This is a genomic window from Flavobacterium limnophilum (assembly GCF_027111315.2).
Lineage (GTDB): Bacteria > Bacteroidota > Bacteroidia > Flavobacteriales > Flavobacteriaceae > Flavobacterium > Flavobacterium limnophilum.
On the sequence record NZ_CP114289.2, the window covers coordinates 3,654,509 to 3,674,222 of the forward strand.

Here is a 19,714-nt window from a genome sequence, read left to right on the forward strand (position 1 = left end):
CCAAAGTATTTTAATGGTGAAAAATAAAATTAATATCTGGGAAGAGTTTGCAAACGTAACAGGTGGCAAATTTATTGAAAGACAGGAATCTTGGCTTTCAGACAAAGCTGAAATTGATTATAAAGGGTGGGAAATAATTTTCGACAACTACACAATATGGTCAAACCAGTATAGAAAAGAAATGACCCGCATAATTAGTCCGATTATTTCTAAAGATAATTTTAGATTTGAGATTTATCGAAATGGTTTCATTAGATCTATTGAAAAAATATTTGGAGCTCAGGATATTGAAATTGGTCGTCCAGAATTTGACAACGCTTTTATTATCAAAGCAAATAATGAATTTAAAATTAAAAGTTTACTTCAAAATCAAAAAATTAGAACTTTGATAGAAACTCAGAAAGAAGTTAATCTAGAAATATCTAATCAAAAAGGTGTTTGGGAAAATAAACTTCCTGAAAAAGAATTTGAATTACAATTTTATGTTGATGGAGAAATTAAAGATATCGAACATTTAAAATCATTAATAAACCTTTTCCAAGAGTTGCTAGATAATCTTTATCAAATGAAGTCTATAGAAAGTTTAAAAGCATAAAACCAACAACTGTTACAAACAAACATCTCAAATTACCCAATCCAAAAAACGTAAAACCTGCAACAATTCCCCATAACTCCAAGAGTCCTTTCCTGTAGCGAGGGAAATTTTAAAAATCACTAAATTCTGTAATCCAAAAAAGTAAACTCAAAAATTTACTTTTTATATTTTTTGTAAACATATATGTTTACTTTTTTATATATTTGTAAACTTAAATCCGTACAAATAATGAGAAACAAGAAAAAACTCTTAATAGAACAATTGGATCAGAAACTAAATCCTTTTCAAAAAACAGAATTGGTCTTGGTTCCAAATAAAGGATGGATAAACACTATTCGTACCACACTTAATATGACAATGGCTCAACTTGGAGCCAAGTTAAATATAACTAGACAAGGTGTAAAAAGAATTGAAAATAGCGAAGCAAAAGGCACATTATCTATCAATTCATTAAAAGAAGTAGCCGAAGCCTTAGAATTAAAATTCGTTTATGGCTTTGTCCCAAAAGACGGTTCTATTGACAATCTAATTAATTTGAAAGCTGAAAATCTGGCTCGAAAAATTGTATTAAGAACCAATCAAAATATGAAATTAGAAAATCAAGGAATTAGTGATGATAAAATAAATGATTCCGTAATGGACTTGGCAAATGAAATAAAAAGAGAGCTGAGGAGGTCGTTATGGGATTAGAATTACTATATAAAGCTGGACAAACTCCTTTGAACGAGGAAGAAAAGGACGGGCTAAAAATCAAGTCAATTACTACACAAGGAGAATTGGACGAATTCGAACAATTAAATATCGAGAAAGCTGTAGAATGGACTATTCACACCAATCTAAAGCCTGATAGAATATTGACGGAAAAATTTGTAAAAGACTTACACAAAAAAATGTATGGTCATGTATGGAAATGGGCTGGAGAATTTAGAAAGTCTGACAAAAATATTGGTGTAAAATGGATACAAATCGGCATAGAGCTAAAGAATTTAATAGACGACACTAAATATTGGATTGCCAACAACACGTTCTCGCCAGAAGAAATCTCTATCAGATTCAAACACAGAATTGTTGCCATACATTGTTTTCCCAATGGGAACGGAAGACATTCAAGAATGATGGCAGACATTATTATTGAATCTATTTTTAACAAAGAACTATTTTCTTGGCATAATTCAAATATGATTAATGCAGACAAAACAAGAAAGGAATATATTGCTGCTTTGAGAAAAGCAGACGATGGAAATATAAACCCATTAATCGAATTCGCAAGGAACTAAAGTATAAACCGAAAAATAACATTAAAACTCACAGCTTTTCTTTTGCTCAACTCTTGTTTTCAAACCTCTCACACCCAATCCAAAAACCATAAAAACTATAATAATTTTCAATAATAATATGGCTATTTTCTCCAATTATTTAAACTACTTTTGACCCCTCTATTCTATTAAAATGACACAAATTAGTATTCTTGGTTGCGGTTGGTTGGGTTTGCCTTTGGCGAAAGCTTTGCTGGAAAATGGATTTTCAGTAAAGGGTTCGACGACTTCTGTTGAGAAGATTTCGGTTTTGGAAAACTCAAGAATCCAACCTTATTTGATTGCACTTTCAGAAAATGAAGCAGTTGGAAACCTCAACGATTTTCTAGAAAATTCGAAGATTTTGATAATTGATGTTCCGCCAAAACTTCGAGGTTCAGACAAAGAAAACTTTATTTCCAAGATTGGAAACCTGATTCCGTTTATAGAAAAATCGTCAGTTGAAAACGTGATTTTCATCAGTTCGACATCGGTTTATGGAGAAGAGAATTGGGTTGTCACTGAAGAAACAGAACTGAATCCCGACACGGAAAGTGGCAAACAATTAGTTCAAGTGGAGCAGCTTTTGCAAAGCAATTCTAATTTCAAAACCACCATTTTGCGTTTCGGCGGACTCATTGGCGAAGACCGACATCCAATAAAATTCTTGGCGGGAAGAACCAATCTTGACAACCCCAGCGCTCCCATAAACCTGATTCATCAAGTCGATTGCATTGGAATAATTCAGAAAATAATTGAATTAAATTCTTGGAACGAAACCTTCAACGCCGTTACTCCTTTCCATCCCAGCCGAAAGGACTATTACACGCAAAAAGCTGTCGAACTAAATTTGGCTTTGCCGGAATTTAATACTGAAAACACAAGTTTTGGAAGGATTATTTCGAGTTCTAAAATCGAAACTGTTTTGGAATACATCTTTGTGAAGCCAACTTTATAAAGTTAAAATCTAAATAATGGAATGCAATTGAATAATCAGTCCAATTTTTCTTGTTTGCAAAAATAGTGTTGCAGTAAATTGGACAGTTCTTCCTTTTTAATTGGTTTAGAAATATAACCATTGCATCCGGCTTCTATCGTTTTTGCTTTATCTCCTTCAAGTGCAAAAGCGGTTTGAGCCAAAATAATTACCTCTTTATTGAATTTTCTAATTTCCCTGGTGGCTTCATATCCATTCATTTGAGGCATTTGGATATCCATCAAAATTAAATCGATGTCTGGATTGTTTCGGCAAATTTCCACCGCTTCGACACCTGTTTGAGCTGTTACTATTTCCTTGCTAAAGAGCTCAACAACCTTTAAAATCAACATCTTGGAAATTTTGTCGTCTTCGGCAACCAGTATTTTCAGATTCTTGACCTCACAAGGGATTTGATTCATTGGCAGAACATTTTGCGTACTATCGTTTTCCTCCAATTGGTATATGTAGGGAATTGTAAAATAAAATGTAGATCCTTTTTCGATTTCGCTTTCCACCCAAATTTTGCCGCCAAGCAATTCTACATAGGCTTTTGCAATGGCCAAGCCCAAACCTGCTCCTTGTCGGGCCATTTTGTCGTTGAAATCAGCCTGGATAAATCGTTCGAATATGGCTTTTTGCCTATCTTTTGAAATTCCGATTCCGGAATCCTTCACAAAAAATTCAATATAATCGCCCTTTATCTCGAATCCAAATTCTATAGTTCCCTTAACGGTATATTTGATGGCATTTTTAACCAAATTGATAAGAATGGCGTACAATTTTTCGGAATCTGAACTAATGATGGTTTCTTCCTTGACTGAAGGTTTTCTTAGGATAAGTTGAATTCCTTTGTCCAGGGTTTCTGGCATAAAAAAAGTATGAATGTATTGCATTTGTTCCTCAACGTTTGTTGCTGAAAAGCTGACATTCATTTGTCCGGCTTCGATTTTTGAAATATCGACAATGTCATTGATAATGTTTAACAGGCGGATGCCGCTTTTTTCTATAATTTCAATATATTTTTTCTGTTCCTCGTTGCTAATATTGTCTTCTTTCAACAATTCGGCAAAACCCACTATCCCATTCATTGGAGTCCTGATTTCGTGACTCATGTTGGCAAGGAAGGCTGATTTTAATTGATCGCTTTCTTCCGCTTTCACTATGGCTTTCTGCAATTGCCAATTTGTTTCTTTCAATTTTTCCTTGGAATCAATCAACTTTTTATAGTTTTTGCGAAGTGATTTGTTCATTTGTTCATATTCCTTGTTTTTAACGGACAAATCTAGATTTAATCGCGCTGCAATGATTCTCGCGCGCTGTTTGGTAACAAGTAATGAGTAAGACAAAGCAAATAACAACAAACTTATTATTAAGCCGCCAATTAATATGATCAGCGTTTTGGTCGTAAAGATGAATGCTTTTTCTGAAGGTTGTGAAAACACCAATATCCATTTTTTTTTATTGAACAAAACAGGAAGCACTAGCGTTTTGTTTTTTGTTTGACCACTTTCTATTCTGTTTTTCTGACTATCAAACAAAAGGTTTTTTGGCGAAACAACATCGTCATAAATATTCAATCGAATGTTTTTTTCGTCATTTAAGTCCCACTTTCCTAAAATACTTTTCATCAAATCGTCCATGCGAAACGGACTGTAAACCCAGCCGATGATGGCTGCCCGGCGATCTGCTATTGTATTTAAAGGAGCATTTTTGTATACCGGAGCATACATTATCGTGCCAGCCTGCACCTTTCCTTTTTTTGTTCCCTGAAGCAAAACTACTTTTCCTGACAGTGTTGGCACATTTAGGTCGCGAGCCTCTTCCATGGCTTTGCGCCTAACGGGTTCGGAATATATGTCGAAACCAAAAGCAAGAGCGTTTCTTTGGTCAAATGGCTCAATAAAAATTATGGGAGCATAAACATCCCTTATTCCTTGAGGATAAACGGTATATTTAGGAAATCCTTCTTTCCGAACAGCAGAAATATGATTTTTTAGTTGGTCTTTTTTAATTATGGATGAAAACCCAAAGGCCTGAACGCCAATAAAATTCTCGTTTATTCTGGAAAATTTATTAAAAAGTTGCCATTCTTCCCGTGTAACCGATTTAGAGGCTTCAAAAAAGGAAGAACCACTAAGCAAAAACTGGGCATGCAAATTAATTTGTACAAAAATTTTGGTTTTAATCTCATTACAAACTAAGTCAAACTCTTTTTGGGACTGAACTTCTTCTTCTTGTCTGAAATAATTGGAAACGCCAAAAGTCAGGACAAGTCCAATAATCAGGATTGCAAAAGACTTCCATATTGGATTGTAATTTCTCACAGAGATTTTTTTATAAGTCTTGGTTTGACTAATTAATGTAATTCTTGGTTTATTTTGACTTCGCTTTTTTTGTTTAAAACAAATAAAAGCCGATAAGACAATCTGTTAAATCAGTTTTTATCACAAAAATAATGCAAAATTTCATACAACTACTATAAAAAATTAGAATATTTTTAGAGACTTTAAATTTATGGCTTCATCTATCGAACAAGAAAAAAACATCCAATACCCTGAAAAACCGCACCATTTGACTTTAATTTTATCAAAGTTTGATTTCGAAATTCCTACTTTTGAAAAAAAAAAAAATTTGAGTTCAAAAAAACCATATAAAAAGTGAAAACTAAAATAAAAAAGGCCTTTTCATCTAGAATTAATGCCGTTGGATTACCCATTTTGGCCTTGTGTTGGGTCTGCTTTTTTTGGGGCACAACCTGGATTGCTTCAAAAGAAGGCGTGCGACACATGCCTGCTTTACAACTTGCGGGAATCAGGCAATTCATTGGCGGAATTCTTTATGTCGCTTTCTTTTTATACAAAAAAGCTCCTTGGCCAAAGGGAAAACAATGGAAAGCCATATTTATTTTAAGCATTCTAAATTTTGCATTGAGCAATGGCTTGAGCACTTGGGGCGTCAAATATATCAGTAGTGGTTTGGGGGCCATCATAGGAGCCATTTTCCCTCTTTGGATTGTTTTTATCACCCTTTTTAGAGGCGAAAGAATCGCTCGCTTGTCGATACTGGGACTTGTAGTGAGTTTTGCCGGGGTTTGTGTCATTTTCTACGATCATCTGGCCGATTTCTTGAAACCTGATTTTAGATTTGGCATTTTCCTGTCACTGATAGCAACAGTAAGTTGGGCCTTTGGGAGTTTGTATACCAAGAAAAAAGCGGCGAGTTTCAATCCCTATTTCAGTTTGGGATTGCAGATGCTGATTTCAAGTTTTATCACCTTGGCCATTACTGGTGCGACCGGAACTGGAGTAAACATCGGTTCGATTCCGGCAAATTCTTGGTGGGCAATTGCCTATTTGGTCATCATTGGTTCCGTGCTCACCTTTATTGCCTATATTTATATGCTTCAAAGGCTTCCGCCGGAAATAAACAGTATTTATGCCTATGTAAATCCTATTGTGGCGGTTTTGTTGGGTGCCTTGATTTTTGGTGAACAACTCACGATGGCAATCGCAATAGGTGGCGGAATAACATTATTAGGGCTGTATTTGGTAAATTATTCGATGCGGAAAGCTAAAATATAACAAAAATTCCCAAGATCACACTTGGGAATTTTTTATACTAAAAATAGGCTGTTACCAGATTTTCACTCGTTTCTCTGGAGCAATATACATTCCGTCTCCTGACTTAATCTCGAAAGCTTTATAAAAGGAGTCTATGTTCAGCAAAGGAACATAAGCCCTGTATATTCCTGGTGAATGGGGATCCGTTTTTACCAAATTTTTTATGGCTTCGTCACGCATTTTGGTTCTCCAAACCGTGGCCCAAGAAATAAAGAAACGCTGTTCTGGCGTGTAACCGTCTATAAGTCCTGGATTTCCATTTTCCTTCAAATAAATTTGCAAACCATCGTAAGCAGCATTTATTCCTCCTAGATCACCAATGTTTTCACCCAAGGTAAATTTTCCGTCAACGAAAATTCCCGGCAAAGGTTGCAAAGCGCTGTATTGATCCGCAAGTGAACCCGTCAAAGCAGCAAATTGCTTTTGGTCATCAGCCGTCCACCAATCATTTAGGTTTCCGTCAGCATCATAACGAGAACCCGAATCGTCAAATCCGTGTGAGATTTCGTGACCAATCACTGCTCCAATTCCTCCATAATTTACAGCTTCATCTGCTTGATAATTGTAGAATGGCGGTTGTAAAATCGCTGCAGGAAATACAATTTCGTTGTAAGAAGGATTGTAATAGGCGTTCACGGTTTGTGGCGACATATGCCATTCGGTCTTGTCAACGGGTTTGTACAATTTGTCTATGTCTTCTTTAGTTCTCCAACGAGAAATGTTTTTTGAATTCTCAAAATACGACCCTCCTTCTTCCGGGCTTTTTATGGTCAAGTACGAATAATCTTTCCATTTGTCGGGATACCCAATTTTTATTTTGGATTTGTGCAATTTTGCAATGGCGCTAATCTTTGTTTCTGCCGACATCCAAGGCAAATTATTAATGCGGTTTTCGAATGCTAGAAAAATATTCTTAATCATTTTCTCGGCTTTGGCTTTGGCTTCGGCCGGAAATTTTTTCTCCACGTACAATTTACCCAATGCTTCGCCAGTAGCTCCGTTAATTACCTGCAGTGCTCGTTCGTCGCGAGGTCTTTCTTTGATGGCTCCGGTTAATGTCTTTCCATAAAATTCCCAATTAGCTGTTTCGATTGTTGTTGACAAACTTGTTGAAGCCCTGTTTAATAAAGTCCAACGCATATAAGCTTTCCAATCTTCAACTTTGTTTTCTTTAAATATAGTTTCCAAGGCGGTCATATATTTAGGTTGTGCAACAATCAGGGAATCTACTTTTGTCAAACCAATCTTTGTCAAATAGTTTTTCCAATCTATGGATGGTGTCAATTTTTGTAAATCAGAAACCGTCATTGGATTATATGATTTTCTTCGATCTCTCCTTTCTACCCTATCAAATCTGGGTTTTGACATCTGGATTTCCAATGCCAAAATTTTCTCGGCATCCGATTTGGCTTTTAGCGGCTTTTCGCCCAAAAACTGCAACATCCTGGTCAGGTGCAAAACATATTTATCCCTCTTTTCTTTAGAATCCTTGTCATCGGAAACATAATAATCACGGTCTGGCAAACCTACACTTCCGGGACCAATGCTAATTACATTCCTGTTGCTGTTTTTGGCATCTGCTCCAATACCGAAACCAAAAAAACCAGCGCCTCCAATGGCATCCATTTCTATCAAAAATGCCTGTAAATCTTTGGTGTTTTTTACCGCATTAATTTTGGCCAAATAAGGCTTGAGTGGAGACAAACCTTGTCTGTTCCTGCCAATGGTGTCCATAATGGTTTTGTATAAATTTATGGCTTTGCCTTGGTCTGTACTAGATTTGTATTTTGGATTTTTTGAGGCTTCGGCCAAAATTTCCAAAGCATCTTTATCTGTTTTTTGACGCAATTCATTAAAACTTCCCCAAGTAGTCTTGTCGGCAGGGATTTCGGTTTTATCAAGCCAACTTCCGTTTACGAATCTGAAAAAGTCGTCGTTTGGCTTAACCTGCATGTCCATATTGGAAACATTGATTCCTGGTTCTTGCTTCGCTGGAGCATTTTGAGCGTTACTCGTTGCAAATCCAATGATTGCGGGAATAACAAAAATCAATTGTCTTTTTAAATGTACTTTCATTTATTTTTTATGGTTTGGTTCTTGTCACAAAACTATCCATAAAATTCAACAATTACGTTAATTTTTGTTAAAAAAAATATTCCTCAATTTAAAACAAATCTCCTTTCCGTATTTTTACCCAAATTATTTTCATGAAATCCTTTCTCCATAAATATCGAAAATTCATTGGCATCTGGTTGGTGTTTTCCATCATCGTGATTTCCTTGTTTTATACCGCATTGAAACCCAAAAAAACGCTCCCCATTTACAACCCATCCGATGTAAACCCGGAATTGGTGGACACGACCGTACAATATATTGCCAACAAACACCACATTGCCGATTTTTCGTTTACCAACCAAAACGGCAAAACGATTACCCAAAAAGATTATGAAGGCACCATTTATGTCGCCGATTTTTTCTTCACTACCTGCAAATCCATTTGCCCAAAGATGACCACAAATTTGGTCGATGTGCAAAAAGCTTTTTTGAATAATCCAAAAGTAAAACTGCTTTCCTTTTCCGTTATGCCTGACATTGACAGTGTTTCGGTTTTGAAGGATTATGCCGATCTAAACGGAGTGGTGGACAGTAAATGGAACTTGGTTACGGGCGACAAAAAAGCGATTTACACGATGGCCAGAAAATCCTACTTGGCCGTAAAACAAGGAAAACCCGAAGAACAATACGACATGGTTCACACGGAAAATTTTGTTTTGGTGGACTCCAAGAAACGGGTTCGCGGCTTTTATGACGGCACCAATCTTGATGGGCCAACCGAACCTGGAATTAAAAATGTAAAACAATTAATAGAAGATATTAATTGGCTTTTGGAAGAGGAGAAAAATCAGTAATCTGATAATTGTCATTTGATATTCTTTTTTTTACTGTACTTTTGTAATCTAAATTCAATCTAAATAAGAATTGCGAACTACGATAGCCAACCTAAAAAAAGGAGAGAAAGCCATCATCAAGGATTTTGATGCCGACATTATTCCGTTAAAACTACTGGAAATGGGCTGCTTGCCCGGAAATATGGTCGAATTACTTCAAATTGCGCCCTTTGGCGATCCTTTATATTTGGATATAAATGGTTCACATCTTGCCATTCGTATCGAAACTGCTCGCGAAATTGAGATTGATATTATCAAAAAATAACTCGAATGAGCAAGCAAAATATCAATGTCGCTTTAATTGGAAACCCAAACGTGGGGAAAACTTCGGTTTTTAACCAACTCACCGGCTTGAATCAACAAGTGGGAAATTATCCCGGAATTACGGTCGAAAAGAAAGTTGGTTTTTGCAAATTGCCCAACAATATCAATGCCAACGTAGTCGATTTGCCGGGAACTTACAGTTTGAATGCCAGTTCTGCCGACGAAAACGTGGTTATTGAACTTTTGCTAAACAAAAACGACAAACTCTACCCGGACGTCATTGTAGTGGTTTCGGAAGTGGAAAACTTGAAACGTAATTTGTTGCTTTTCACCCAAATAAAAGACTTGGAAATTCCTACAATTCTGGTCATCAACATGATTGACAGAATGAAACTCAAGGGAATTTCATTGGACATTCCGTATTTAGAATCCCAATTGAAAACCAAAATTGTGCTCGCTAGTTCTCGAAAAGGCACTGGAATCGAAGAATTAAAAAACACGATTACCACCTATAAAACCATTTCTACCGAACCGTGTTTAAACGCTTCGTCCATTGACGACGAATACTTCAACACGCTTCGAAAAACATTTCCCAACCAGTCTTTGTACAAACTTTGGTTGGTGATTACCCAAGACGTGAATTTTGTGGATTTACACAGAAAATCACTAAAAAACACTTCGTTTACCAAAACCGATTCGGAGCTAAAAAAATTGCAACAAAAGGAAACCATCAAGCGTTACCAATTTATAAATGATACGCTGAAAATAGGCCAAAAAGTGGATTCGGCATCGGCCACGGATTTCAGGAGCAAACTGGATCGCGTGTTAACTCACAAAGTTTGGGGTTACCTGATCTTCTTTTTTTTATTGTTTGCCATCTTCCAATCTATTTTTGAATGGTCGAAAATACCGATGGATTTTATTGACCAGAGCTTTGCCAAATTAAGTTCATTGGCAGACGATAGCTTGCCGCCCGGAGCTTTTACCAATTTAATTGCCCAAGGAATCATCCCTGGAATAGGCGGAATCTTGATTTTTATTCCCCAAATTGCCTTCCTGTTTTTGTTCATTTCCATTCTCGAAGAAAGTGGTTACATGAGCCGAGTGGTCTTTTTGATGGACAAAATCATGCGTAAATTTGGCCTTTCGGGCAAGAGTATCGTACCACTTATTTCTGGTACTGCCTGCGCCATTCCTGCGATTATGGCGACACGAAATATCGAAAACTGGAAAGAACGATTAATCACTATTTTGGTCACTCCTTTCACCACTTGTTCGGCGAGATTGCCTGTTTACGCCATCATTATTGGACTGGTAATTCCGGATCAATATGTTTTTGGAGTGTTAAATTTACAAGGGTTAACACTAATGTTGTTGTATCTTTTAGGCTTTGGAATGGCCATCCTTTCGGCTTATGTACTGCACAAAATACTGCAACTGAATTGCAAAACTTTCTTTGTGGTCGAAATGCCCAATTACAAGTTGCCCATGTTCAAAAATGTGGGGATAAACGTTATCGAAAAAACCAAGGCTTTTGTCTTTGGAGCGGGAAAAATAATTCTTTCGATATCGATAATTTTATGGTTCTTGGCTTCCAATGGGCCAGGAAAAGATTTCAGTGATGCCAAATCTATTATCACCTCTAAAACAGAAAACAGCAATCTATCAGCAGTGGAATTGGAGAACAAAGTGGCTTCCTATAAATTAGAAAATTCGTATATCGGAATAATGGGGAAAACCATCGAACCAGCGATTTCTCCTTTGGGTTACGATTGGAAAATTGGCGTTGCCATCATCAGTTCGTTTGCCGCAAGAGAGGTTTTTGTGGGAACCTTGGCCACTATTTACAGCGTTGGCGGAAGCGATAATGAAGCCACCATAAAAAACAAAATGGCCTCCGAAGTCCATCCTGAAACAGGGGAAAAAATATTTAATTTTGCTTCCGGGATTTCGCTATTGTTGTTTTACGCTTTTGCGATGCAATGTGCCAGCACTTTGGCCGTTACCAAAAAAGAAACCAATAGCTGGAAATGGCCTTTGGGTCAATTGATTTTTATGAGCGGATTTGCCTATATTGTAGCATTGCTAGCTTATCAAATTTTAAAATAAATCATTATGCTACAAGAAATTTTGGCTTATTTAACTTTGGGAATTGCCGTTGCCTTTTTGTTCAAAAAATTCTTCATTAAAAAGAAGAAAAAAAATTCAGATAAAAACTGCGGCGACGATTGCAATTGTCACTAAACCACTTTCACGAAAATATTGCTGGCAATTTTATTAGAAATGGCTAGTTCTCTGGTATTTAATTTAATTTTTAGGGACAAATCGAAACTTTCTTTTCCAATAATTTCTATTTTCGATCCCAATGCAATTTCTTGTTTGTCCAAATATTTCAAGAATTCTGATGAGGTATCTTTCACGCCCACACAAATTCCGTTTTGGTTTTCCAAAAGTTCGGAAAGCAATTGTTTTTCGGTGTTAATTATTTGTCCATTGGCATCCGGAATCGGGTCTCCGTGAGGATCTTCGGTAGGATTACCTAGAAAATCATCCAATTTATTGATTAGTTTCTCTGATTTGATGTGTTCCAATTGTTCGGCAATATCGTGAACCTCATCCCAAGAAAAATCCAATTTGTCCACCAAGAAAACTTCCCACAAACGGTGTTTTCTCACTATCATTTTGGCGGTCAATTTGCCTTTATCCGTCAAGGAAACTCCTTGGTATTTTTTGTAGTTCACCAAATCTTTTTCGGCCAATTTCTTGAGCATGTCCGTTACCGAGGAGGCTTTGGTCTCCATCATTTCGGCAATGGCATTCGTGCTTACTTCCGATTCTGAAATGGTGGTAAGATGGTATATGGTTTTTAGATAATTTTCTTCGGAAAAAGTCATATTTGATATACGAATTAGGATATTTGATTTACGATATAGCCTTTAAATACATTTTCAGTTTTTAACGATCAAAAGTGGTATCGTTATTTTGTGTCTTAATCGGTCAACGGTAGTGCCAAAAAGCAAATCCTTCATACCGGTATGACCGTGCGTTCCCATAATCAGAATGTCAAAATTGCCTTTGTTTACTAATTTTGGAATGACTTTTTTGGGCTCGCCAAAACCCAGCACCGTTTTGACATGGAACCCTTTTTCCCTGAACATCAATTTGTATTCGTGCAATAATTTTTCGTCAATCGTGGTTTCGTGGTCGTCAATTTGCTTGCCATACATCATGGCTCCAACCGACTCCACCACGTGAATTAAGGTATATTTTGCCTCTTTGCCACCCATTTTGAAGGCATAATTAATTGCATTTTCATCGGCAAACGAAAAATCAACGGTAATGGCAATGTTCCTGTTGTCTTGAACAGCGGTTTCCGTAAATTTCAAATTCATGTTATGCGGCGAATGGTTTTCTATATTCAATCTTGCCTTGGAAAAGAACGGTTTTATGACGATATAAATCAATAAAATTAAAAAGCCAAAAGCCAGTGGCACCACGGTCAACCAAAGCACGATTGGATTTTCCGAAGTTTCAAGCCAACCACTAATCTCGTTGTAAACCAATTTGGCATTCAGGGAAACTATAATAATGGCAATCAACCAGGCCGCAACTTGAGTCACTTTGCCAATATGAAAGCCTTTCATTTTCGATTTATCACTCACGAAATGAATTAGCGGAATGATGGCAAAACCGAGTTGCAAACTCAAAACAACTTGACTTAAAATCAATAGTTTTCCCGTTACGCTTTCGCCATAAATTAAAATGACAATCACGGCAGGAACAATCGCAATCAATCGCGTGATTATTCTTCGCACCCACGGCTGGATTCTTAAATTCAAATAACCTTCCATTACAATTTGTCCCGCCAAGGTTCCCGTTATGGTAGAACTTTGTCCTGCGGCAATCAAGGCCACGGCGAATAAAATAGGCGCCCATTTGGTTCCCAACAAAGGTTGCAAAAACCGATAGGCATCCTGGATTTCGGCCACTTCGTGCATTCCGTGTTTGTAAAATGTGGCTGCGGCCAAAATTAAAATAGCGGCATTTACAAAAAAGGCAAGGTTCAAAGCTATTGCCGAATCGATAAAATTGTACTTCAAGGCTTGCTTGATTCCGGCTTCATTGCGACTAAATTTTCGGGTTTGCACCAAGGAAGAATGCAAGTATAAATTGTGGGGCATTACCGTGGCCCCAATTATTCCAATTGCAATATAAAGAGCCGCTTCATTAGGTATCGAAGGAATCAATCCATACATCACTTTCCCTATTTCGGGTTCGGCGAATATCATTTCAAAGATAAATGACATCCCAATAATCATTACCAGGGCAATAATAAAAGCTTCCATTTTTCGAATGCCTTTATTAATCAGGAAAAGCAATAAAAAAGTATCCAAAACAGTGATTAAAACGGCTTCTATCAAAGGAATGTCGAACAATAGATTAATCCCAATGGCCATTCCCAAAACCTCGGCCAAATCACAAGCTGCAATGGCAATCTCGGCCAGAAAATACAACACATAATTGACAGGTCTGGAATAGGTTTCCCGGGAAGCTTGCGCCAAATCGCGTTGGGTGACGATTCCTAATCTTGCACTTAAACTTTGCAAAAGCAAGGCCATCATGTTGCTCATCAACAAAACCCACAACAAGGCATAACCAAATTGGCTTCCGCCGGCAATGTCCGTTGCCCAGTTTCCGGGATCCATATACCCCACGCTTACCAAATAGGCGGGACCAAAAAAAGCTAGTATTTTTCTAAAAACGGAGGTTTTATTTTGAGTCTGTACAGATTGATTTACTTCTTCTAAAGATTTGCTCATGGCTGAAATTGAATTACTAAAGCAAATATAACAATAAAAAATTTTGTGTGAGTAATTATTTTTTTAGATTTGTCTAAAATTTAATTTATACAAATGAAATATTTATTTTCAGTATTGTTAATCGGCAACATTTTGTTTTCGCAAAGTACAATTTCAAACCTAGAAAAAGATTCGATTGCAAAAAAAGACAGTCAAAACCAACTCAACGAAGTAGTGGTTTCGGGAACTCTAAAACCCGTGAAACGACTGGAAAGTACTGTTCCCGTTGAAGTGTATTCACCCATATTCTTCAAGAAAAATCCAACGGCCAGTATTTATGAAGCTTTGCAAAATGTAAATGGAGTGAGACCGCAATTGAACTGTGGAATTTGCAACACGGGCGACATTCACATCAACGGATTAGAAGGCCCTTATACATCGGTTATGATTGACGGAATGCCTATAGTGAGTAGTTTATCTACCGTGTATGGGTTGTCGGGCATTCCAAATTCGTTGGTAGAACGCATCGAAATCGTGAAAGGACCTGCTTCTTCTTTATACGGAAGTGAAGCCGTGGGAGGCTTAATCAACATTATTACCAAAAATCCAAGCAACGCTCCCCTGTTTTCTGCCGATGTGTTTTCCACTTCTTGGCTGGAAACCAATGCTGATTTGGGCGTGAAATTCAATATCAAAAAAACAACTTCCTTATTGGGATTAAATTATTACAATTACAACCAAACCATAGACAATGACCATGATGGATTCACGGATGTAACTGCTCAGAATAGAATCTCCGTTTTTAATAAATGGAATTTCTCTCGAGAACAAAACCGGTTATTCACGTTTGCCGTTCGAGGAATGTATGAAGATCGTTGGGGCGGCGATGTGCGTTGGGAGAAAAAATATCGTGGTGGCGATGAAATTTACGGCGAAAGTATTTACACCAAACGGGGCGAACTTTTGGGAAGTTACCAGTTGCCGACAACCGAAAAACTAATGTTGTCTTTTTCGGGAACGATGCATTTTCAGGACAGTCGTTATGGAACCACTTCTTACATTGCCAATCAAAAAATTGGTTTTCTTCAGCTAACTTGGGATAAAAAACTAGGCAAAAACGATTTGCTAGCTGGTCTTGCTTCTCGTTACACGTTTTATGACGACAACACAGCAGCTACGACAACTTTAAACGAAAATAATCCCGAAAAAACTTGGCTTCCTGGGTTTTTTGTTCAGGACGAAATTACTTTTAATGAAAAACACAAAGTGTTATTTGGCTTGCGATACGATTACAATTCCATTCACGGAAATATTTTAACTCCAAGATTGGCTTATAAATGGAAAATGAATGACAATAATATTTTGCGTTTTAATGCTGGAACTGGTTTTAGAATAGTGAATTTATTTACCGAAGACCACGCCGCTTTGACAGGTTCGCGTGAAGTGGTTATTGCCAATAATTTAGACCCCGAAAAATCCTTCAATGCCAATTTAAATTATATCAAGAAAATATACTTTTCGAGTGGTATTTTTTTGGGAATTGAAACCACTGCGTTTTACACCCGATTCAGCAACAAAATAGTCTCTGATTATGAAACAGACCCTAACAAAATCATTTACGAGAACATTGATGGTTATGCCTTGAGTCAAGGAATTAGCTGTAATATGGACATCAATTTTACCAATGGTTTAAAATTCATTTTGGGGGCGACTTACATGGATGTTTCCAATGTGGAAAACGGCGTTAAAGAAACACCTCTTTTGACCGAGAATTTCACGGGAACTTGGGCGGTTTCGTACAAAATAAACCCCATTGATTTAGCCATTGATTACACCGGAAATGTGTATAGCCCAATGAAATTGCCTTTGTTGAGCGAATCCGACCCAAGAAATCCGAATTCGCCTTGGTACAGTTTGCAAAACATTCAATTTACTTATACCGGTTGGAAAAACTTCGAATTGTATTTAGGAATAAAAAACCTGCTCAACTTTACTCCCAAACGAAATAATCCATTCCTGATTTCAAGAACGGAAGACCCTTTTGACAAAAATGTACAATACGATTCGAATGGAAAAGTATTGGTTACACCAGATAATCCGTATGGTTTAACATTTGACACCACTTATGTTTATGGCTCCAATCAAGGAATCAGGGGTTTCTTTGGGTTACGTTATAATTTATATTAGAAGAAAATGGGATATAATTCTTGACACAGATTTCACAGATTTTCACAAATTAATCTGTGAAAATCTGTGAAATCTGTGTCAAATAACATTGAGCTTTATATTCAAAGCATAAGAACGAAAATGAAAAAATGGCTATACATAACAATTGTTTTCATCTGGGCGATTCCATCCGGTTTTGCCCAATTGAAAACGTATTCTTTTGAAGAAGCCGAGAAACTATCCAAAGAAAATCCAAAACCTTTTGTAGTTTTCATCCACACTTCCTGGTGCAAGTATTGCAAAATGATGGAGAATTCGACTTTCAAAAATCCTGAAATCATCCAGCTTTCAAACACTGATTTTTACTTTATTTCCTTGGATGCCGAGACCAAAACAACCATTCATTTCAACAATCATGCGTTCCGATTTAAACCAAATGGCCAGAACACGGGAATTCACGAACTCGCCACGGTATTGGCTACCATCGATTCGCAAGTGGTTTATCCAACGGTTACCATTTTGCAAACTGATTTTTCGATTGTATTTCAAAAAGGTTCTTTTTTTAATGCTAAAGAGTTGCTTCTTATTCTCAAAAAAAATAAAATGATTGTATTTTCGAAAAGCTTTATCAAACTATAACAAAACTTTATAATTCAAACTTAAATCTTGATTTTAAACTTTGTAACTTTGCATTTTTCAAACAATAACCTTTAAATAAAAAAATATGTATCCAGAAGAAATGGTAAAACCAATGCAGGCTGAATTGACATCGGTTGGTTTTCAAGATTTACATAGTGCAGAAGCGGTTGATGCGGCAATAAATGCAGAAGGCACAACATTAGTGGTTGTGAATTCTGTTTGCGGTTGTGCTGCCAGAAACGCACGTCCGGGAGCAGCAATGAGTTTGGAAGGTGCTAAAAAACCAGATCATTTAATCACGGTTTTTGCAGGAGTTGACAAAGAAGCCGTAGCTTCGGCAAGAGAACACATGTTCCCTTTCCCTCCGTCTTCGCCAAGCATTGCCTTGTTCAAAAACGGAGAATTAGTTCATATGTTGGAACGTCACCACATCGAAGGTCGTCCAGCTGAATTGATTGCCGACAACTTGAAAGACGCTTTCAACGAATATTGTTAAAAGCAAATTGAAATAAAACATAAAACCACGTCAACTGCGTGGTTTTTTTATGCTTTCAAAAAATCAAACTTTCTTTTCGCCACCCGCTTTAAAACCTATCAATTGTCTGTACTTTAATTCGGATTCTTTTAATTCTTCTTCTAGTTGTTTGTATTTGCTGATGTCTTTTATGGTGACAACTGCGGCAACAACAGTATCGTTCTGGTCCACCAATGGTCTTCCGCTAATGAGAACCCGTTTTTTTTCTTGTTTGCTGGAATCCCAAAGCACCACATCAATATCATCTGTAGACTCGCCGTTAAAAGCGCGTTCCATAGGTAAACTTTGAGAAGGAAAAACTGTCTTTTGATCTGGAAAGTAGACTTCAAAATGATTGACAAAGTTGGAGGATATTTTATCGTCTTCCTTGATTCCAAAAAGCTCATTGGCCATGTCATTGGCCAAAATTATTTTTTTATTGGCATTGGCCACAATAATTCCCTCTCCAATATTCTCGACTATTAATCTTAATTTTTCTTCGTCCTGATAAAGTTCATTAGTCGCAATTTCTCTCTCCATTTCTAATTGAACAATTTTGGTAACATCACGGCCAACGGAATAGAAAACACTTTCTTTTATGTCAATATTGCTGTTCCAATCGAGCCATTTATAGGATCCATCTTTGCATAGAAAACGCGTCCTGAAATTCACAATTGGATTGCCCTCCAAATGTTTTGCCAACACTTCGGTTGCGGTTTTCAAATCATCGGGATGTATTAAATCCATAAATTTTATCCTGTCCATATCGCTCTGGTTGTAACCAAGTGTTTTTGTCAGAGCCGGATTAATTTTGATGAAATGTTCCCCTTTTGCAACCGCAAGAATGTCAAATGACATATTGAAGAACATCTCTGCCATTTTTAATGATTCCTCATTTTCTTTTTGCCTTGTAATGTCTTTTGCAACGGCATACAATAGTCCAGTTGAAACATCTGGAGAAGTAGACCATAAAATCCATTTCAACGAACCGTCTTTGCAGATATACCTGTTTTCGAAATTAATGGTCAAGGCTCCTGATTGAAGCTTTTTAACTTCGTTCAGGGTGATTTCAATGTCGTCTGGATACACAAAGTCCAGAAAGGGTTTACTCAATAATTCTTCTTCTGAATATCCCAGTGTTTTAGTGACCGATGGATTAATTTTAATAAACTTATCCGAGGCAATAATCATCATGTCAAGGGACATATTAAAAAATTTATCGGCTGCCTTCAATGATTCTTCCAGTTTTTTTCTCTCCGTAATATCTGTTGAAATCCCTCCAATGGCGTAAACTCTTCCATCCGCATCATACAAAGGAAATTTAACCGCAATATAAGTATGCGAACCGTCCGGCTGCTCGATTGTCTCTTCGGTTTTTAGTTCCCGCAATGCTTTTACCACTTCAAGATCAGAATTTCGATAGGCGTCCGCAGCTTCTTTTGGCAAGAAATCATGGTCAGTTTTGCCAACAATTTCTGTATTGGAAATGTGGAATAATGACTCGTATTGTTTATTAATCAATAAATATTCTCCATTTATTTCTTTGATAAAAATAGGATTGGAGGTGTTGTCAATAATGGACTGAAGCAGCTGCTTGTTTTCGGAAAGCAGGTTTTGCGAAATGTTCTTGGCACGCAATTGGGCCCGAATAATAAAATAAACGATGATTAACAAAATGATGGAAAGTCCAAACAAGGAAAGTTCAATCCAATCCAACTTTGCATCCAGGGTTTTATCCCTTTGTTTGTCCAAACGCGTGATAAAAATCCATCCCGAAGCGATGACAACCAATAAATTGATGACGAATCCAAAAAGTATTTTCTTTTCAAGAGAAAGTTTCATGGCTTTGTGCTTTAAACCTCAATGCGCATTAATCATAAAGAACTTAAAGTTAG

The 19,714-nt window shown here is 37.0% G+C and carries 17 protein-coding genes; 12 read left to right on the forward strand and 5 right to left on the reverse strand.

Annotated elements, in window-relative coordinates; all coding sequences use genetic code 11:
• The first annotated feature begins 13 nt into the window (after positions 1-13).
• The 4 genes from OZP13_RS15205 to OZP13_RS15220 all read left to right on the forward strand — a co-directional run bounded on the left by OZP13_RS15205 (position 14) and on the right by OZP13_RS15220 (position 2,848).
• Entirely contained in the window at positions 14-595 is a 582-nt protein-coding gene (locus OZP13_RS15205) for a hypothetical protein (RefSeq protein WP_269240960.1), read from the forward strand.
• Positions 596-823: 228 nt separating this feature from the next.
• A complete protein-coding gene (locus OZP13_RS15210; RefSeq protein ID WP_269240961.1) occupies positions 824-1,285 on the forward strand; it encodes a mobile mystery protein A in 462 nt (153 codons plus the stop codon).
• Positions 1,276-1,872 carry a mobile mystery protein B gene (locus OZP13_RS15215; protein ID WP_281297717.1) on the forward strand — a complete coding sequence of 199 codons (597 nt, stop codon included), beginning with the start codon at positions 1,276-1,278 and terminating at the stop codon, positions 1,870-1,872. Before OZP13_RS15210 ends, OZP13_RS15215 begins: the two co-directional genes overlap by 10 nt.
• 172 nt (positions 1,873-2,044) lie before the next feature.
• Positions 2,045-2,848, forward strand: coding sequence for an SDR family oxidoreductase (locus tag OZP13_RS15220; protein WP_269240962.1), 804 nt, complete (start codon positions 2,045-2,047; stop codon positions 2,846-2,848).
• A gap of 35 nt (positions 2,849-2,883) precedes the next feature.
• On the opposite strand, the gene OZP13_RS15225 is transcribed toward OZP13_RS15220, so the two are convergent.
• Complete coding sequence (locus OZP13_RS15225) at positions 2,884-5,193, reverse strand: CHASE domain-containing protein (protein WP_281297718.1); 2,310 nt, start codon at positions 5,191-5,193, stop codon at positions 2,884-2,886.
• A gap of 333 nt (positions 5,194-5,526) precedes the next feature.
• On the opposite strand from OZP13_RS15225, the gene OZP13_RS15230 reads away from it, so the two are divergent.
• The gene (locus OZP13_RS15230) at positions 5,527-6,450 is read left to right on the forward strand and encodes a DMT family transporter (protein ID WP_281297719.1); all 924 of its coding nucleotides are present in this window, start codon (positions 5,527-5,529) and stop codon (positions 6,448-6,450) included.
• 51 nt (positions 6,451-6,501) lie between these two features.
• Here OZP13_RS15230 and OZP13_RS15235 read toward each other — a convergent pair whose 3' ends face one another.
• Complete coding sequence (locus OZP13_RS15235; RefSeq protein WP_281297720.1) at positions 6,502-8,565, reverse strand: M13 family metallopeptidase; 2,064 nt, start codon at positions 8,563-8,565, stop codon at positions 6,502-6,504.
• A 131-nt stretch (positions 8,566-8,696) separates the two neighbouring features.
• On the opposite strand from OZP13_RS15235, the gene OZP13_RS15240 reads away from it, so the two are divergent.
• The 4 genes from OZP13_RS15240 to OZP13_RS15255 all read left to right on the forward strand — a co-directional run bounded on the left by OZP13_RS15240 (position 8,697) and on the right by OZP13_RS15255 (position 11,945).
• Entirely contained in the window at positions 8,697-9,398 is a 702-nt protein-coding gene (locus OZP13_RS15240; RefSeq protein ID WP_281297721.1) for an SCO family protein, read from the forward strand.
• Between the two features lie 70 nt (positions 9,399-9,468).
• A complete protein-coding gene (locus OZP13_RS15245; protein WP_281297722.1) occupies positions 9,469-9,702 on the forward strand; it encodes a FeoA family protein in 234 nt (77 codons plus the stop codon).
• A 5-nt stretch (positions 9,703-9,707) separates the two neighbouring features.
• Complete coding sequence (gene feoB, locus OZP13_RS15250; protein WP_281297723.1) at positions 9,708-11,810, forward strand: ferrous iron transport protein B; 2,103 nt, start codon at positions 9,708-9,710, stop codon at positions 11,808-11,810.
• 6 nt (positions 11,811-11,816) lie between these two features.
• On the forward strand, positions 11,817-11,945 hold the full coding sequence (locus tag OZP13_RS15255) for a FeoB-associated Cys-rich membrane protein (protein ID WP_281297724.1): 129 nt from the start codon (positions 11,817-11,819) through the stop codon (positions 11,943-11,945).
• Here OZP13_RS15255 and OZP13_RS15260 read toward each other — a convergent pair.
• Together OZP13_RS15260 and OZP13_RS15265 are read right to left on the reverse strand one after the other, a co-directional pair.
• Entirely contained in the window at positions 11,942-12,595 is a 654-nt protein-coding gene (locus OZP13_RS15260) for a metal-dependent transcriptional regulator (protein WP_269240965.1), read from the reverse strand. The genes OZP13_RS15255 and OZP13_RS15260 overlap by 4 nt on opposite strands.
• Positions 12,596-12,649: 54 nt before the next feature.
• On the reverse strand, positions 12,650-14,521 hold the full coding sequence (locus OZP13_RS15265) for an Nramp family divalent metal transporter (protein WP_281297725.1): 1,872 nt from the start codon (positions 14,519-14,521) through the stop codon (positions 12,650-12,652).
• A 93-nt stretch (positions 14,522-14,614) separates the two neighbouring features.
• On the opposite strand from OZP13_RS15265, the gene OZP13_RS15270 reads away from it, so the two are divergent.
• The 3 genes from OZP13_RS15270 (at position 14,615) to OZP13_RS15280 (ending at position 17,801) form a co-directional block, all read left to right on the forward strand.
• Positions 14,615-16,687 carry a TonB-dependent receptor plug domain-containing protein gene (locus OZP13_RS15270; RefSeq protein WP_281297726.1) on the forward strand — a complete coding sequence of 691 codons (2,073 nt, stop codon included), beginning with the start codon at positions 14,615-14,617 and terminating at the stop codon, positions 16,685-16,687.
• 120 nt (positions 16,688-16,807) lie between these two features.
• A complete protein-coding gene (locus tag OZP13_RS15275; protein WP_269240966.1) occupies positions 16,808-17,305 on the forward strand; it encodes a thioredoxin family protein in 498 nt (165 codons plus the stop codon).
• Positions 17,306-17,390: 85 nt separating this feature from the next.
• On the forward strand, positions 17,391-17,801 hold the full coding sequence (locus OZP13_RS15280) for a BrxA/BrxB family bacilliredoxin (RefSeq protein WP_269240967.1): 411 nt from the start codon (positions 17,391-17,393) through the stop codon (positions 17,799-17,801).
• A gap of 63 nt (positions 17,802-17,864) precedes the next feature.
• Here OZP13_RS15280 and OZP13_RS15285 read toward each other — a convergent pair whose 3' ends face one another.
• Positions 17,865-19,661, reverse strand: a complete 1,797-nt coding sequence (locus tag OZP13_RS15285; RefSeq protein WP_281297727.1) for a PAS domain-containing protein — start codon at positions 19,659-19,661, stop codon at positions 17,865-17,867.
• Positions 19,662-19,714: the final 53 nt, after the last annotated feature.

Bases quoted from the DNA above. Each gene is read 5' to 3' on its own strand.
- OZP13_RS15205 (WP_269240960.1), top strand. From the start codon at position 14: ATGGTGAAAAATAAAATTAATATCTGGGAAGAGTTTGCAAACGTAACA.
- OZP13_RS15210 (WP_269240961.1), top strand. From the start codon at position 824: ATGAGAAACAAGAAAAAACTCTTAATAGAACAATTGGATCAGAAACTA.
- OZP13_RS15215 (WP_281297717.1), top strand. From the start codon at position 1,276: ATGGGATTAGAATTACTATATAAAGCTGGACAAACTCCTTTGAACGAG.
- OZP13_RS15220 (WP_269240962.1), top strand. From the start codon at position 2,045: ATGACACAAATTAGTATTCTTGGTTGCGGTTGGTTGGGTTTGCCTTTG.
- OZP13_RS15235 (WP_281297720.1), bottom strand. From the start codon at position 8,565: ATGAAAGTACATTTAAAAAGACAATTGATTTTTGTTATTCCCGCAATC.
- OZP13_RS15240 (WP_281297721.1), top strand. From the start codon at position 8,697: ATGAAATCCTTTCTCCATAAATATCGAAAATTCATTGGCATCTGGTTG.
- feoB (WP_281297723.1), top strand. From the start codon at position 9,708: ATGAGCAAGCAAAATATCAATGTCGCTTTAATTGGAAACCCAAACGTG.
- OZP13_RS15255 (WP_281297724.1), top strand. From the start codon at position 11,817: ATGCTACAAGAAATTTTGGCTTATTTAACTTTGGGAATTGCCGTTGCC.
- OZP13_RS15260 (WP_269240965.1), bottom strand. From the start codon at position 12,595: ATGACTTTTTCCGAAGAAAATTATCTAAAAACCATATACCATCTTACC.
- OZP13_RS15265 (WP_281297725.1), bottom strand. From the start codon at position 14,521: ATGAGCAAATCTTTAGAAGAAGTAAATCAATCTGTACAGACTCAAAAT.
- OZP13_RS15270 (WP_281297726.1), top strand. From the start codon at position 14,615: ATGAAATATTTATTTTCAGTATTGTTAATCGGCAACATTTTGTTTTCG.
- OZP13_RS15275 (WP_269240966.1), top strand. From the start codon at position 16,808: ATGAAAAAATGGCTATACATAACAATTGTTTTCATCTGGGCGATTCCA.
- OZP13_RS15280 (WP_269240967.1), top strand. From the start codon at position 17,391: ATGTATCCAGAAGAAATGGTAAAACCAATGCAGGCTGAATTGACATCG.
- OZP13_RS15285 (WP_281297727.1), bottom strand. From the start codon at position 19,661: ATGAAACTTTCTCTTGAAAAGAAAATACTTTTTGGATTCGTCATCAAT.